Origin of the sequence: Streptomyces sp. NBC_00335, from assembly GCF_036127095.1 — a bacterium.
Taxonomy (GTDB): domain Bacteria; phylum Actinomycetota; class Actinomycetes; order Streptomycetales; family Streptomycetaceae; genus Streptomyces.
Window position 1 is genome coordinate 2,609,930 of the sequence record NZ_CP108006.1, and the last position, 15,235, is coordinate 2,625,164.

General features: G+C 72.6%; 13 protein-coding genes. 9 read left to right on the forward strand and 4 right to left on the reverse strand.

Annotated elements, in window-relative coordinates; translation table 11 throughout:
* Window positions 1-69 precede the first annotated feature (69 nt).
* Window positions 70-2,283, forward strand: a complete 2,214-nt coding sequence (gene glgX, locus OHA37_RS11445; protein WP_266904286.1) for a glycogen debranching protein GlgX — start codon at window positions 70-72, stop codon at window positions 2,281-2,283.
* A 204-nt stretch (window positions 2,284-2,487) separates the two neighbouring features.
* Window positions 2,488-3,231: a CDP-alcohol phosphatidyltransferase family protein gene (locus OHA37_RS11450; RefSeq protein WP_266904288.1), complete on the forward strand. Its 744-nt coding sequence runs from the start codon at window positions 2,488-2,490 to the stop codon at window positions 3,229-3,231.
* Window positions 3,232-3,259: 28 nt separating this feature from the next.
* Here OHA37_RS11450 and OHA37_RS11455 read toward each other — a convergent pair whose 3' ends face one another.
* Window positions 3,260-3,733, reverse strand: coding sequence for an adenylyltransferase/cytidyltransferase family protein (locus tag OHA37_RS11455; RefSeq protein WP_266904290.1), 474 nt, complete (start codon window positions 3,731-3,733; stop codon window positions 3,260-3,262).
* Window positions 3,734-3,905: 172 nt separating this feature from the next.
* On the opposite strand from OHA37_RS11455, the gene OHA37_RS11460 reads away from it, so the two are divergent.
* The 3 genes from OHA37_RS11460 to OHA37_RS11470 are packed head-to-tail and all read left to right on the forward strand — an operon-like array spanning window position 3,906 to window position 8,118.
* Entirely contained in the window at window positions 3,906-5,111 is a 1,206-nt protein-coding gene (locus tag OHA37_RS11460) for a glycosyltransferase (protein WP_266912688.1), read from the forward strand.
* A complete protein-coding gene (locus tag OHA37_RS11465; RefSeq protein ID WP_266904292.1) occupies window positions 5,108-6,877 on the forward strand; it encodes a lipopolysaccharide biosynthesis protein in 1,770 nt (589 codons plus the stop codon). Before OHA37_RS11460 ends, OHA37_RS11465 begins: the two co-directional genes overlap by 4 nt.
* Window positions 6,874-8,118 (forward strand): hypothetical protein, encoded by a 1,245-nt coding sequence (locus OHA37_RS11470; RefSeq protein ID WP_266904294.1) that lies wholly within the window; start codon window positions 6,874-6,876, stop codon window positions 8,116-8,118. The genes OHA37_RS11465 and OHA37_RS11470 overlap by 4 nt, the downstream gene beginning before the upstream one ends.
* Window positions 8,119-8,177: 59 nt before the next feature.
* Here OHA37_RS11470 and OHA37_RS11475 read toward each other — a convergent pair whose 3' ends face one another.
* Window positions 8,178-8,759: a TetR/AcrR family transcriptional regulator gene (locus tag OHA37_RS11475; protein WP_266904296.1), complete on the reverse strand. Its 582-nt coding sequence runs from the start codon at window positions 8,757-8,759 to the stop codon at window positions 8,178-8,180.
* Between the two features lie 78 nt (window positions 8,760-8,837).
* Window positions 8,838-10,346: a hypothetical protein gene (locus OHA37_RS11480; RefSeq protein ID WP_443046151.1), complete on the reverse strand. Its 1,509-nt coding sequence runs from the start codon at window positions 10,344-10,346 to the stop codon at window positions 8,838-8,840.
* Between the two features lie 375 nt (window positions 10,347-10,721).
* On the opposite strand from OHA37_RS11480, the gene OHA37_RS11485 reads away from it, so the two are divergent.
* The 4 genes from OHA37_RS11485 to OHA37_RS11500 all read left to right on the forward strand — a co-directional run bounded on the left by OHA37_RS11485 (window position 10,722) and on the right by OHA37_RS11500 (window position 14,883).
* Window positions 10,722-12,638: a zinc ribbon domain-containing protein gene (locus OHA37_RS11485; protein ID WP_266912690.1), complete on the forward strand. Its 1,917-nt coding sequence runs from the start codon at window positions 10,722-10,724 to the stop codon at window positions 12,636-12,638.
* A gap of 88 nt (window positions 12,639-12,726) precedes the next feature.
* Entirely contained in the window at window positions 12,727-13,266 is a 540-nt protein-coding gene (locus tag OHA37_RS11490) for a WcaF family extracellular polysaccharide biosynthesis acetyltransferase (RefSeq protein ID WP_266904300.1), read from the forward strand.
* Complete coding sequence (locus OHA37_RS11495; protein ID WP_266904302.1) at window positions 13,263-14,381, forward strand: glycosyltransferase; 1,119 nt, start codon at window positions 13,263-13,265, stop codon at window positions 14,379-14,381. The genes OHA37_RS11490 and OHA37_RS11495 overlap by 4 nt, the downstream gene beginning before the upstream one ends.
* A gap of 97 nt (window positions 14,382-14,478) precedes the next feature.
* Window positions 14,479-14,883 (forward strand): hypothetical protein, encoded by a 405-nt coding sequence (locus tag OHA37_RS11500; RefSeq protein ID WP_266904304.1) that lies wholly within the window; start codon window positions 14,479-14,481, stop codon window positions 14,881-14,883.
* A gap of 14 nt (window positions 14,884-14,897) precedes the next feature.
* Here OHA37_RS11500 and OHA37_RS11505 read toward each other — a convergent pair whose 3' ends face one another.
* Window positions 14,898-15,110, reverse strand: a complete 213-nt coding sequence (locus OHA37_RS11505) for a hypothetical protein (RefSeq protein WP_250744801.1) — start codon at window positions 15,108-15,110, stop codon at window positions 14,898-14,900.
* Window positions 15,111-15,235: the final 125 nt, after the last annotated feature.

Consider the following 15,235-nt stretch of genomic DNA (forward strand, 5'->3'; position numbering starts at 1 on the left):
AACGGAAACGGGAACGGGCCGGGCGCCGGCAACGGGAGCGGACATCCGGCCGGCCAGCCGCTGGGGCTGATGGAACCGCAGGTCAGGGGTCACGCCGCGGTGAGCCGGGGGGTGCCCGGGCCGCCCGTGTGGCCCGGCTCCTCGCATCCACTGGGAGCCCGGTTCCACCAGGGACCGGACGGGACGGCCGGAACCAACTTCGCGCTGTGGGCGCAGGGCGCGGAGGCGGTGGAGGTCTGCCTCTTCGCGGAGGACGGGTCCGAGAGCCGGTGCACGCTGACGGAGCTGACCCACGAGATCTGGCACGGCTTCCTGCCCGGCGTGCGCCCCGGGCAGCGGTACGGATTTCGGGTGCACGGGCGCTGGGACCCGTGGACGGGGGCCCGGCACAATCCGGCCAAGCTGCTCCTGGACCCGTACGCGCGGGCCGTGGACGGGGACTTCCTGCTGCCGCCGGAGGTGTACGGACACGTCCGCGACTGGCCGCAGCAGTACATCGCGGACACCGTGCGCGACGACCGCGACTCGGCCCCGCACGTCCCGAAGGGGGTCGTGGTCCACGATGACGACGACTGGGCGGACGACGTCCGGCCGAAGACCCCGTGGGCCGATTCGGTCATCTACGAACTGCACGTGCGCGGCTTCACGATGCGCCACCCGGGCATCCCCGAGCACCTGCGCGGCACGTACGCGGGCCTCGCGCACCCGGCGGCGATCGAGCACCTGACCGGGCTCGGGGTGACGGCGGTGGAGCTGCTGCCGGTCCATCAGTTCGCGCACGAGGACCACCTGCTGCGCCGGGGTCTGCGCAACTACTGGGGCTACAACTCGGTCGGCTACTTCGCCCCGCACGCGGCGTACTCCTCCAGCGGTACGGCCGGCCAGCAGGTCGGCGAGTTCAAGCGGATGGTCAAGGCGCTGCACGCCGCCGGGATCGAGGTCATCCTCGACGTGGTCTACAACCACACGGCGGAGGCCGGCGAGCTGGGCCCGACGCTGTCGCTGCGCGGGATCGACAACCGGGCGTACTACCGGCTCCAGTCGGACCAGCGCCGGTACGCGGACTACACGGGCTGCGGGAACACCCTGCACGCCGGGCGGCCGCACGTGCTGCGCCTGATCACCGACTCGCTGCGGTACTGGGTGACGGAGATGGGCGTGGACGGCTTCCGCTTCGACCTGGCGGCGGCGCTGGCCCGCTCGATGCACGACGTGGACATGCTCTCGCCGTTCCTCGCGGTGATCGCCCAGGATCCGGTGCTGCGGCGGGTGAAGCTGATCGCCGAGCCGTGGGACGTGGGCTCGGGCGGGTACCAGGTGGGGGCGTTCCCGCCCCTGTGGACCGAGTGGAACGACCGCTACCGGGACGCCGTACGGGACTTCTGGCGCGGCGCGCTGCCCGACGTACGGGACCTCGGCTACCGGCTGTCGGGGTCGAGCGACCTGTACGCGTGGGGCGGGCGGCGGCCGTACGCCTCGGTCAACTTCATCACCGCGCACGACGGTTTCACCCTGCGCGACCTGGTCTCGTACGAGTCCAAGCACAACGAGGAGAACGGCGAGGCGGGCCGGGACGGGACCAATGACAACCGGTCCTGGAACTGCGGGGTGGAGGGCGAGCCCGAGGGCGGTACGGAGCCGCGGATCGCGGCGCTGCGCCGGCGGCAGCTGCGCAACCTCCTGACCACGCTGCTGCTGTCGACCGGGGTGCCGATGCTGGTGGCGGGCGACGAGTTCGGCCGCACGCAGGGCGGCAACAACAACGCGTACTGCCAGGACAACGAGACGAGCTGGGTGGACTGGTCGCTGCTGGAGGACCCGTCCTGGCAGGCGCTGCTGGCACTGACCCGGCGGCTGCTGGCGCTGCGCCGGGCCCATCCGGTGCTGCGGCGCCGGGCGTTCTTCTCGGGGCGCTCGCAGGGTGCGGACGGGCTGCGGGACCTGGCCTGGTTCACCCCGGCGGGGGTGGAGATGACCGAGCGGGACTGGTACGCCCCGGCCGGGTCGGTGGGCCTGTACCTGTCGGGGCAGGACATCCCGGGCCGTGACGAGCGCGGCCGGCAGGTCACCGACGACAGCTTCCTGGCGCTGCTGCACGCCGGGGACATGCCGGTGACGTGGGTGCTGCCGGGGGCGCCCTGGGCCCGGGCGTACGAACTGGTCCTGGACACCTCCCGGGAGGACCAGGCTGCGGCGCCCGCCACCGTGCACCGCGGGGGCGAGAGCGTGAGCGTCCCGGCCCGCGCGGTGCTGCTGCTGAAGGTGGTGGGCGGGAAGGCGTAGAAGCCGGGGCCCTGAAGGCCGGGGCTGCTGAAGGCCTGGGCTCCGGAGGCCGGGGCTCTGAAGGCCGGGGCCGCAAAGGCCGGGGCTCCCGGTGTCCGCATCCGGCCGACCCGGGGCGGGAGCCCTCGGGCGTCCTGCGATGATGTGCCCTTCGTACGGATCGTACGCACGCACGCATATACGGATGTTCGAGGGGTTGTGTCGATGGCGAGTGTCGGGACCGCGTTGCGGGAGCTGCGCGGGGCGCAGAAGTCGGCGAAGGGGGTGTCGCTCTACTCCCGGTTCGTCAACCGGCCCGTGGGGCGGTACCTGGCCGCCGGGTCGTACGCGCTCGGGCTCACCCCGAACCAGGTGACGCTGGTCAGCGCCGCCCTGAGCTTCGCGGGAGCGGCCGTCGTCGCCCTGGTCTCGCCCTCGTGGGGGCTGGGCGCCCTGGTGTGGGCCCTGCTCGCCGTCGGCTTCGCCTTCGACTCCGCCGACGGGCAGCTCGCCCGGCTGCGCGGGGGCGGCAGCGCGGCGGGCGAGTGGCTGGACCACGTCGTGGACTGCGCGAAGCTGACCTCGCTGCACACCTGCGTACTGATCGCCTTCTACCGCTTCCCCGAGGCCTACGGGATCGGCGGGGGCGCGGACGGCGGCGCCGCGGCCGGCTGGCTGCTGCTGCCCCTGGGCTTCCAGCTCGCCGCGGTCGTGACCTTCTTCGGGGGGCTGCTGACGGAGAAGCTCAAGCCGAAGCCCGCGCCGGGGAGTGCGGCCGCCGCGCCGTCGACCCTGCGCGCGGTGGCGCTGCTGCCCGTGGACTACGGGGTGTTCTGCCTGGTGTTCCTGTTCCTCGGCGGCAGCGGGCTGTTCCGCTGGGTGTACGCCGCGGCGGGCGTGATGGCCGCGCTGTTCCTGGTGGCGTTCCTCGCGAAGTGGTTCCGGGAGCTCAGCGCCGTACCCAGGTGACCGGGGCCGGCGCCCGCGGGCGTGCCGCTCAGCCCCGCTGCTCCGTGGCGAGCGGCTCCGACAGCACGTCCAGGGCCCGGCGCAGCTGGGTGCTGGAGGTGTGGACCGTGTACGGGAAGTAGACGACCTCGACCCCGTGCACGGCGAAGTCCTTTTCCAGCTGGTCGCCCTTGGGGGTGCCGCGCCAGTCGTCGCCCTTGAATATGACGTCGAAACGGACTTGTTTCCACGTTTCGACCTTGTCCGGGACGGTCTCGACAAAAGCGGCATCCACGTACTGGACGCTGCGGACGATCTCCAGCCGCTCGACGAGCGGTATCACCGGGCGGCGCCCCTTGGCGAGTTCCGCCATTTCGTCGGATACGACCCCGGCGACCAGGTAGTCGCACTGACTCCGGGCGTGCCGAAGGATGTTGAGGTGTCCGATGTGGAAGAGGTCATAGGCACCCGGCGCGTAGCCGACGCGATGAGGTCTCCGCCCAGGCGTCTCAAATTCGGACATATCCCGCTCCGTCACGTGTTATCCCCCAGAAGCCGCACACCCCGGTGTGGCGGATTAGCAGACAATAGCGTGCACGTTCCCCCTGGTGCCGGTGAACGAATAGGGTGACGTGCGCATCATCCAGGTGAGAGGGGGACGTCGAGTGTCGAAATCCGGTCAGCGACGCCTACTGCTGGTTTCCACTAATTACGCCCCCGAGCACACGGGCATCGGCCCGTACGCCACCCAGATCGCGGAGCACTGGGCGGGTCTCGGTCACGACACCCATGTCCTGGCGGGCATGCCCCACTACCCGGCCTGGTCCGTCGAGCCGGAGTACAAGGGGGCGCTACGGCGCACGGAACAGCGCGCGGGCGTGACCGTGCACCGGCGTGCGCACACCGTGCCTCCGCGCCAGACCGCCCTGCGTCGCGCACTTTTCGAAGGATCGATTCTGCTGCACGGTTCCGTGGCCCCGCCCCGGATGCCGAAGCCGGACGCGGTCCTCGCCCAGATGCCGAGCCTGGCCGGCGGCCTGCTGGCCGCGCGCCTCGCGGCGCGCTGGAAGGTCCCCTTCGTCCCGGTCGTCCAAGACCTGATGGGCGCCGCCGCCGCGCAGAGCGGGATCAGCGGCGGCGACAAGGCCGCCGCCTTCGCCGGGCGGGCCGAGGCCCACGCCCTCAAGCGCGCCGCCCTCGTCGGCGTCATCCACGAGACCTTCGTCGACCGGGTCGTCGGCATGGGCGTGGACCCCAAGCGGATCCGGCTCGTCCCCAACTGGTCCCACGTGGCGCTGCCCACCAAGCCGCGCGGCCGGACCCGCCACCACCTCGGGTGGGCTCCCGGCCAGACCGTCGTCCTGCACTCCGGGAACATGGGGCTCAAGCAGGGCCTGGAGGTCCTCGTCGGCGCCGCCCGGCTGGACCCGAGCGTCCGCTTCGTCCTGATGGGCGACGGCAGCCAGCGCTCCGCCCTCGCCGACCTGGCGGCCGATGTTCCCAATCTCGACATCATCCCCCCTGCCGCCGACGGCGAGTTCCCCGATATCCTCGCCGCGGCGGACGTGCTCGCGGTCACGCAGCACGCCGCCGTGATGGACATGAGCGTGCCGTCCAAGCTGACCTCCTACTTCCAGGCCGGCCGCCCCGTCGTCGCCTCCGTCGCCGCACTGGGCGGGACCGCCCAGGAAGTGGAACGGTCGGGCGCCGGGGTGCTCGTACCGCCGGAGAACCCGGAGGCCCTGCTCAAGGCCGTACGGGCACTGGCCGAGGACCCCGCGGGCGCGGACGCGCTGGGGGCGGCCGGGCCGCGCCACGTGGCGGCGCACCTGAGCCGTGAGGCGGGCCTGGCCCGCATCGACGCACTGATGGACGAAGCACTTGGGGGTCCCCGGCCGTGATCGAGACCAACCGCCCTGCAGCGGCTCCGGCCGAGGACGAACCGGACCTGCTCCGGGACCAGTTCCGCCAGCTCCTGCGCTACCGCCGGCTCATCGGCGCGGGCGTGGGCATCGGCCTGCTCGGCGGGGTCTACCTCGGCGTCTCCACGGCGGACACCTACGTGGCCACCGCCGACATCGTGCTGCGCGCACCCACCGACGACCCCTTCAACCCGAGCCTCGCCCCCGACAAGGCGATCAACATCGGCTCGGAGCGCCAGGTCGCGCTCTCCAGCTCCATAGCCAACGAGGCCGCGAAGAAGCTCGGGGTCTCGGCCACCGACTTCTCGGCCCTGCGCGCCGGTCTGCAGGTGACCAACCCCCCGCAGACGATGGTGCTGCGCTTCACCTACACCGCCGGCTCGCCCACCGAGGCCGCCAAGCGCGCCAACGCGATGACCGAGGCCTACCTGCTCAAGCGGCAGGAGGCCCTCGACGCCACCCGCGACAAGATGGTCAAGGGCTACCAGGAGCAGCGCGATCCGGTCGCCAAGCAGCTCGAAGAGCTGTCCAAGCAGATCACCGGCATGCCGGCCGGTCCGGCGCGCGACGCCGCGTACTCCGCCAAGACCGACCAGCAGAGCAAGATCAACACCCTCAACGGCAACATCGCCAAGCTCCAGGCCCTGGACATGACCCCGGGCCGGGTCACCAGCTCCGCCGTCCCGCCGCACGGGGCCGACGGCCCCGGACTGCCCATGTCGCTCGCGCTGGGCGCGGCCGTGGGTCTGGCCCTCGGCCTGCTCGGCGCCTGGGTGCGCCTCGTCTTCGACCCGGCTCCGCGCTCCGAGGGCGATGTCGCCCGGGCCCTGCGCGCGCCCGTACTGGGCTCCCTGCCGCGGGGCAAGGCCGACGGCGGGCCGCTGCTCGCGGCGGGCGAGGAGGACCCCCGGCTGGCCGAGGAGTTCCGCTCGGTGGCCTTCCGCCTCGCCTACGACGCCCGCTTCGCGGACCGGCGCCGCCTCCTCGTGGTCGCCCCGCGCGGCAGCAGCGAGATCGCCGCCGCCGTGGCGGTGAACCTGGCCGCCTCCTTCGCGGAGACCGGCAAGGACGTGCTCCTCATCGAGGCCGACCTGCGCACCCCGGTGCTGGCCAGCCAGCTGCCCACCGACGCGGCCGGCCGGCCGCGCTGGAGCAAGTCCCAGGGCGGCGCGGGCGCGCAGCACGCCGAGACCGAGTGGCCCGACGGCCGCCAGCTCCTCGTGGACGCCGGCGAGTCGGGCAGCTTCGACCTGATCCCGGGCGAGCGGGTGCGCAACGTGCCCCGCGCGCTGACCTCGCAGCGGGCCACCCGGCTGATCTCCGAGGCCGACTCCCCCAACTCCACCGTCGTGGTGCTCGCCCCGCCCGTGCTCTCGTACGCCGACGCCCTCGCGCTCGTCGACCGCGTCGACGGCGTCCTGGTGGTCTGCAACCCCGGTGCGGTGCGCCGCACCGACCTCTCCCGCATCCGCGAGCTGATCAGCGGGGCCGGCGGCACCGTACTGGGCGCCGTACTGCACGCGCCGCTGCCGGGCGAGAAGAAGCGCGGCCTCGGCAGGAGCCCCAAGGGCGGCGGCCCCGCCGCCGAGGAGCCCCGGCCGGCCCCCGGCCCGCCCTCCGCGCCGCGCCGGGGCGAGCCGCAGCCGATCCCCTACGAGGTGGCGGCCGCCGACCCCGCGCAGCACATCCCGGGCGACGGGAGTGACACGGTCGCCCTGCGTACGGTCCGCACGGGCCGGCGGTGAGCCGGCGCGGCCTCGCGGCGGTCGCCTCGGTACTGGACCAGGCCGCGTCCAGCGCCACGAACATCCTCGTCCTGGTGCTGGCCGCCCGGCTCTCCTCGGCGGCCGGCTTCGCCGACTTCTCGATGGTCTACGTGACCTTCACCGTGCTGCTCGGCCTGAACATGGCCTACGTCGGCCAGACCCTGGTGCTGGAGAAGGACGAACCCGGCACCGCCCGGCTCGCCACGGCCTGCCGCTCGGGCCTCGCCTTCACCGGCGCCGCCTCCGCGGCGGTGGGAGCCGTACTGGCCCTCCTGGGCCTGCTGCTGCCCGGGGCGGCCGGGCGGGCGTTCCTCGCGCTGGGACTCGTACTGCCCCTGGTGCTGCTGCAGGACGGGCTGCGCTACTGCTTCTCCGCCCTGCGGGCGCCCCAGCGGGCGCTGGCGGCCGACGCGCTGCGCCTCGCCTGCGTGGTGACCGCGCTGCTCCTGCAGCCCGAGGGCGCCCCGGCCTGGCGGCTGGTGCTCGTGTGGGGAGTCTCCGCGCTGCCCGCGCTGGCGCTCGGCCTGTGGCTGCTGCGGCCCTCGGTGCGGGGCGGCTCCTCGGACCTCGGACCGTACCTGCGGCGCGGGTACCTGGGGCAGCGGTTCGCGGTGGAGTTCGCCGTGGGCAACGGCTCCAGCCAGCTCGCCGTCCTCGGGCTCGGCGTCTTCGCGAGCCCACTGGCCGTCGGCGCGCTGCGCGGCGCCACCACCCTCTTCGGGCCGCTGAACGTGCTCTTCAACTCCGCGAACTCCTTCGGCCCGCCGGTCGTCGGCCGGGCCTCCGGGAAGCGGGGCGTGGTCCGGCTGACCGCCCTGATGGGCGGCGCGCTCGCGGTGACCGGCGCCGCGTGGGGAGCCGTGCTGTACGCGCTGCCCGAGCGGGCCGGCCGCGAACTGCTCGGCGACACCTGGCAGGCGGCGGCGGCCCTGCTGCCCGCGACGGGCGCGCAGTACGCCGTCATGGGGCTCGGCACCTGCGCGCTGCTGACCCTGCGGGTGCTGAACCCCAAGGCCACCCTCTCGCTCCAGGTGGTCTTCTCGCTGCTGTCGGTCGGGCTGCTGCTGGGCGGGTACGCCGTCTGGGGCGTGGCCGGGGCCGCGTGGGGCCTCGCCCTCGGCTCCGCCTCGAAGGCCGCGGCGGGCTGGCTGCGCGTGGCCCGGCTGCCGGCTGCCGCACCGGCTGCCGCCACCTCCGCGGATCAGGTCCGGGCGGCCTGAGGCACCGGGTCCGGGCGGGGGCCGGGTCCGCTTCCCGGCCCGCTTCCCGGCCCGCCGGGTCAGGCCGGGGCGTCCCCGAAGCCCGCTTCGATCAGGTCGAACAGGTCCCGCATGGCCTGCCGCTGGTCCTCTTGGCCGCGGATCAGGCTCGCGGTGTCCATCACGAACCGGGCCAGTGCGGCGGACCGGAGATCGCCTTCGGGGGCGCCGGTCTCGGCCGCGATGGCGGCGGCGAGGGCGAACTCGTGGCGCCGCCACATCCGGTCCCAGTACTCCACCAGTTCCGGTGTCTCCCGGACCAGGGTGATGTGGGCGATCACCGCCGGATCGTCGATCCGGCGGGACGCCCGGGTCTCCACGAAGTGCTCGCGCAGGGAGTGCAGGACGGACTGGCCGGGCGCGCGGTCCCGTACCGCCGAGACGAGCGCGGCCTCGATGTCCTCGTCCTCGTCGAAGACCAGGGCTTCCTTGCTCGGGAAGTGCTTGAAGAGCGTGGTCACCGAGACGTCGGCCGCCTCCGCCACGTCACGGACGCCGACCTTGTCGTACCCGTGCTCCAGGAACAGGCGCAGTGCGGCATCGGCCAGGGCCTTGCGGGTCATGGCCTTCTTGCGCTCGCGGCGCCCCACCGGTTCGGTCATGACTCCACTGTACCGGCGCCGCGTATTCGATGCACAAGTTGAGCGGTTGCACTTGTGGAGCGGTTGCGCACTTGGCCGTCAGCGCAGGGCGGTGGCCTTGTCCTGCCGGTACGTGGCCACGAGCGCGAGGCAGATCCCCGCGATGGCGATCCGGCCCGAGGCCTGGAGCAGCGGCCCGCGCAGCAGGATGAAGGAGTACCCCGCGACCAGCGGGACCACCGTGGAGATCAGACTGCCCGGCGGCGAGCTGCGCCGGGCGCGCTTCGCGTACCGCCGGTCGACGCGGGCGGAGGCGTACCCCATCCCCAGGAGCCCGGCGCCCATGCCCAGCGGCCCGAAGTCGATCCACAGCTCGGCCCAGATCGGGGAGGAGAGGTTGGTGTTGACCGTGCCCATCCACTGGCCGACCATCACGCCGGTGTCGCGCGGCTTGCCCGACCACACCGAGCGCGGCACCGCGAAGAAGACGGATCCCGCGAGCTGGCGCCCGTAGGAATGCCCGGGGCCGGACTCCGAGAAGGTGATGGTGTTCGCGAACATGCCGATCTGGTCGTAGTCCTTGAGGGCCATCGGCTCCAGGAAGGAGGTCGTCTCGACCGGCTTGTAGTTCTTCTCGTCATAGCGGAAGCGGTCCGCGAAGGGGAAGACGAGGAGGGCGATCACCACGGCCATGGACAGCGCCACCCGGTACATCGCGGCGCTCACCGGAAAGACGGTGAAGAGCAGCGCGAACATGACCGTGAGGAACCAGTAGCGCGGGTTGGAGATCGGGTTGTTGACGATCAGGTTGAGGACCGCGAGCGCCGACCAGGTGACGATGATCGACACCTTGCGGCGGGCGAACTTCGAGGTGATCAGCCAGCGCGTGTACAGCAGCAGGGCCAGCAGCGCGGGGACCGTGCCGAAGCCGCGCAGCAGCGCCTGGCCGGCCTGGCCGTCCTGGGAGACGCCCGCCTCCTCGATGCCCGCGATGATCTCCTGGCGGCTGGAGAAGAACACCGCCGGGCCGCCGAGCTTCACGATCAGGGCCGCGCTGCCCAGGAACGCCAGGGCGGTCAGCAGGTGCAGCCGCCGCCGGTGCGCCATGACCGGGCGCGGCTCCTTCAGCGAACCTCCCACGCGGCCGGCCGGCCGGTGCCGGGCCAGCAGCACGCCCACGTCGAAGGCGGCGCAGCCGAGCAGGACGAGGGCGATGGCGGCGGTGAGGTCGGAGCGCGGGCCGACGACGGGGGTCGGGACCTGCCCGAGGACGGCCTGGGCGAGGGGGGCCACGCCCATGGCCATGTAGACGAAGAGCCAGAAGGAGCCCTGGAGCAGCTTGCGACGGCTGGTGAGGACCATCGCGGAGAGCCGGGCGCCCGCGTACATGGTGAGCAGCAGCTGGAGCCAGAAGGCGGCGTCGTGCTGCCCCGCGCCGGGCTGGACGGCGACGAACAGGGGCAGGAAGACGGTGAATCCCAGGGCCAGCGGGACGGAGAGCGCCCGGGAGAGCAGCGTCCGCGGCGTGGTGACCTTGCCCCAGCTCTTGTCGTCGCCGGGCCGCGGCGGCGCCGACCTGGCGGCGGTCACGCGTATATCGGTCGCCACGCTTGCCCCCACCCCCTGTGCCTGATCCGGGCGCAGTCTAAGACGTGTTCCGCATTTGCGCGTACTCGATCTTGAGCTCGTGCAGGAACCGACTCCTTGTGGCGCCGCGTGTCCTTGACGGGGTTCGGCTCGTTTCGTATGCGGGTCCGATGATCGGACTGTAGATGGCGTGTGGGGCGGGGGGAGTGGGTGTGGCGCCGGAAGGTCGTATCGGGCAAGGGGGAGACCGGTCGGGTCGCCCGCGCGTCCGCGACCGTGTACCGGGCTCCGGATAGCGTCAGTGGTGAGCCCCTGAACGCTCCTCGGACGCGGAGGTTTCGGGGCAAGAACAAGGCCCAGAAGTGGACCAAGCCCAACAACGGGACCGTGTCGGTAATGGTGCTGCCGCTGGCCGTCACCGACCCTGGCGACCTGGCCCGGCTGGAGAACTTGTTCGGGGCGATGTGGTCGGTCAAACGGGCCCTCCAACGCGACGCCCGCGCCAAGGTCGATTCCTACTGGGCCGCTTTCCACGAGCGCGAGGAGCGCGGGGCGAAGGCCGCACGGCAGCGCCTCGGCCTGTCCCGTGAAGCATTGGAGCGGTGCGCGTACAAGCACCTCGAAGACTCTGGGCACTTGAAGCACCACGTATCCAAGGCTCTCGCGATGCACATGGCGGATGAGGTGTGGAACGGCGTCTCGCGGCACCTGTTCCCGGACGCCACCGGACAGCGGTTCGGCCGCCCGAAGGTGGGCCGCCGGCACGACTTCACCCGGATTCCGGGCCGTGCCCGTTCCCACACGAGCGAGAACAAGTGGGAGACGTTCCGCCTGGTCGGCACCCTCCTCGGTCATGCCTCGGCCTACGCCGCCGCCGGCCGGCACGCGCTGACGCAGCCGCGCCGGATGCCGAAGCCCACGGTGCCGGACATCCGCGTGCCCACGGGCATCGTCACCGCCTCGGGCAAGCCCGCCACCCGTAAGACGACGTGGTGGGACCACAGTGGCCCCCTCGCCGTCGTCTTCGCCGGAGGACCCGGAAGCGCCCGTGGTGACCTCGTACTTCCCGTGCGCATCCCGCAGCAGCCCGGCCAGTGGACTCGGGTGCAGCACTTCCTCTCCAGCCCCGGCCGCTGGCACAAGGTGGACCTCGTACGCCGCCGGAAGGCGTCCGCGCCGGGCGGCTGGGTCTACGAGGCGCACCTGATGGTTCTGGGCCCTGGATACACCGCACCCAGCGTGCGGACCATGCGTGACCGCGCCGCCCGGCTCGACCGAGTCGGCGGAGTGGACGGCAACGTCTCCAACCTCTCGGTCGTCTCCTTCCCCGCCGATCTCACCGGAGGCAGACCCTTCTCCACCGAGATCACGCTCACCGAATCCGAGCGGGTCCTGTTGGAAAGGCAGGCGAAGAAGCGGCGGGACCGAGCGCGGGCGCTGGAGCGCTCCCGTCGTGCGACGAACATCGCGCAGTACGGGCTGTCCAAGAAGCAGGCCAAGCAGGCCGCCCGGCGCGCCGAAAAGGCTCTGCGACCCAAGGCCGTGACCGTGCCCGGCGGTGCCCGCGCCGCCCGGTCCGACGGGGTCCCGAAGCAGGCGTTCCGCCGTGACCGACTCTCCGGCAACTACCGCAAGCAGCGTGCCCGCCAGGCCGAACACGCCGCCGGCGTCGCCGAGCACCGCCGCCACCGCGCCCGTCTGGTGGCCCGCGAGATCATCGCCGCCCACGGCCCCGCACTCGTCGTCGAAGACTGCGACATCCGCACCTGGTACCGACTCTGGGGCAAACGCCTCTCCCAGACCACACCCGGCATGCTCATCTCTGCCCTCAAGGCCGAGTGCGAGGCCGCCGGCGGTCGCCTGGTCCGGGCCTCCACCTGGTCGACGGCCCTGTCGCAGCACTGCCTGTGCGGCGCACGCGTCACCAAGAACCTGCGGGACCGCGAGCACAAGTGCACGGCGTGCGGCCTCACCGGCAAACGGGATCTGGTCTCCGCCGCGCTGGCCGCGTTCGTCCGCTTCACTGACATTGCCGACCCCAAGACCGCTTACCTGGACACCGCCGTGTCCCAGCACGTTCAGATCACCTATGCGCAAGCGCTGGAAGAAGCGCTGCGGGAGTCAACCACACCGAGCCCGAAACCGCTCCGGCGGCCGGGTCGCGTGGCAGTCCCACGGCTAGGCCGTGAGACCTCTGCTCCCCGAACCGCCGGCCAGCGGAACCAAGCGACCCCGGATGAGCCACGCTTGCGCGGCCACGCCGGAAAGCCCGGTCCCCGCCCCGCGTGCAGTCCGCAGCTCACCCTTTGGTGAACTGCGGATCAAGTCTTAGTCTGAGCGCTCGGCGCCCGGGGAGGCGCCTTCGAAGGCGCCGTCGGGGGCCGGAGTACGAGGGGTGCCTGTGCGTGATCTTCCTGCCTTCACGCTGGCCGGATACGACAAGGGGCGCGGGCGGCTGACGCAGGCGCTCTGGTTCGCCGTGATGAACACGCTCTTCATGAGCTGGCTGTGCCCGGCCCGGCTGCGGGTCGCGCTGCTGCGTGCCTTCGGGGCGCAGATAGGCGACGGCGTGCTGATACGCCACCGGGTGCGGGTGCTGTGGCCCTGGAAGCTGACCGTGGGCGACCACGCGTGGATCGGCGAGGGTGCCTGGGTGCTGAACCTGGAGCCGGTGACGATCGGCGCGCACGCCTGCGTTTCGCAGGAGGCGCTGCTGTGCACCGGCTCGCACGACCACCGGGCCGCCGACTTCCGTTACCGCAACGCCCCGATCACCGTCGAGGAGGGCGCGTGGGTGGCCGTACGGGCCACCGTGCTGGCCGGTGTGACCATCGGCCGGTGCGCGGTGGCGGGCGCCGGGTCCGTGGTCCACAAGGACCTCCCCGCGCTGACCCTGCAGACCCAGGACGGGCACCGCCGCCCGGTGGAGGAGCCCGTATGAGAGTCCTGCACGCCGTCACCCTGCACTCCCCCACGCACGCCTTCGGCGGACCCGTGCGGGTCGCGCTGAACCTGGCCAAGGGGCTGCGGGCCCGTGGGCACGAGGCGAACCTGCTGGCGCTGGGCGAGGGCTTCCCGGACCCCTGGCCGACCTCGGTGGAAGGGGTCCCGGCCAAGCTCTTCCCCGCCCGGCGCCTGCTCCCCCTCGGCTTCAGCGGGATGACCTCGCCGGCCCTGCTCGCCTCCGCGGGCCGTCTGGTGCGGGGCGCGGACCTGGTCCACGTCCACCTGGCCCGGGACCTGGTCACCCTGCCCGTCGCCCTGGCGGCGCTGCGGGCCGGCAAGCCGCTGGTCCTGCAGACCCACGGCATGGTCGACCCGAGCGGGAAACTGCTGGCCAAGGTGCTGGACGCGCTGGCGGTGCGCCGCCTGCTGCGCGGCGCCGACGCACTGCTCCACCTCACCCCGCACGAGCGCGAGGGCCTCGACGCGGTGGTCGGGGCGCCGCTCCCGAACACCGTCCGCCTCGTCAACGGCACCCCGGCCCAGGATGAGCGCCCCACCCTGTCCGGGCCCCCGCGCATCCTCTACTCGGCCCGCCTGCAGGCCCGCAAGCGCCCGGTGGACTTCGTGGACGCCGCCCCGGCCGTCCTGGCGGCGCACCCGGACGCGCAGTTCGTGGTGGCGGGCCCGGACGAGGGCGAACTCGCGGCGGTCCGCGCCCGGATCACCGCCCTGGGCCTCTCCTCCCGCTTCACGGTCCCGGGCGCCCTGACCGGCACGGAGGTCCTGACGGAGCTGCGCCGCGCGCACGTCTACGTACTGCCCTCGGTGGACGAACCGTTCCCGATGTCGGTCCTGGAAGCCCTGTCGGTGGGCGTCCCGTCGGTGGTCACGCACTCCAACGGCCTGGCCCGCGACATCGCCCGCGCGGGCGCCGGCGCCGCGGTCGAACCCGGCCCGGCGGGGGTCGCGGAAGCGATCCTGTCCCTCCTGGACCCGGCCGGGAACGCCACGGCCTCGAAGGCCGCCCGCGAACTGGCCTCGTCCGCCTTCTCGATGGACGCGGTCCTGGACACCCTGCTGCCGGTGTACGAGGGCGCCCTGCGCCGATGACACGCCCGCGGCCCTGCGGAAAGCTCCGCCAGGAGCCGCCGGTCCCCGGGACCACCCCACGGTGTGGTCCCGGGGTCCTCTCCGCGATGGTCGTCCCATGACGTGGTACGAGCAGGCCCTGGCAGCGGAGCGGCGCGGGGACTGGGACGCGGCGATCGGGATGGTCCCCGTTCACGCCGAGTGCTACTCCACCGATTCCTCCGCGCACGCCCACCACTTGTGGCACATGGATCTGCTCGTCCGCGCGGGGCGGTTCACCGAGCTCGCGGACCTCGCACTCACCGATGTGCACGCACGCCGAAGGCTGAACAAGTCGCTTCGCGACAGAAGGATGGCCGAGGCGCTGTCGGAGCGTGCCGGAGGTGGCGACCGTGGCGCCCTGTACCACCTCGTGGAGCTCTTGTGCGAGACGGGGCGAGCCCCTGAAGCCTCCCGGGCGGTCAGGGACTTCGCCCCGGAGGACGCCTACGCACAGGAGCTGCTGGCGCCCTACCGGGCCTAGGAGGTGCCTGCGCCTCAGAGCCCGCGGCGGGTCTCGTCGACCACCGGGAGGGCGCCGACGCGGCGGCGCTTGAGGACGCTCGCGTAGACCGCGAGGCCGATCGCGCCCGCGACCATCATGATGACTCCGACCAGGTCGAGGTTCACGCTCTGCAGCTGCCAGTCGCTCGCGAAGGTGAGGATGGCCCCCACCACGATCAAACCTATGCAACCGCTGATGCCCCTCATCGCATTCGCCTCCACCGTCGTGGACGGGGTGCAGCCCCGTCGTGTGGAGGGTCGGATGCCCCCGATGCGGGAACGAAAACGCCCCCGCCGCCCGGGAGTCGGGCAGCGGGGGCGTTCTCGTGGTG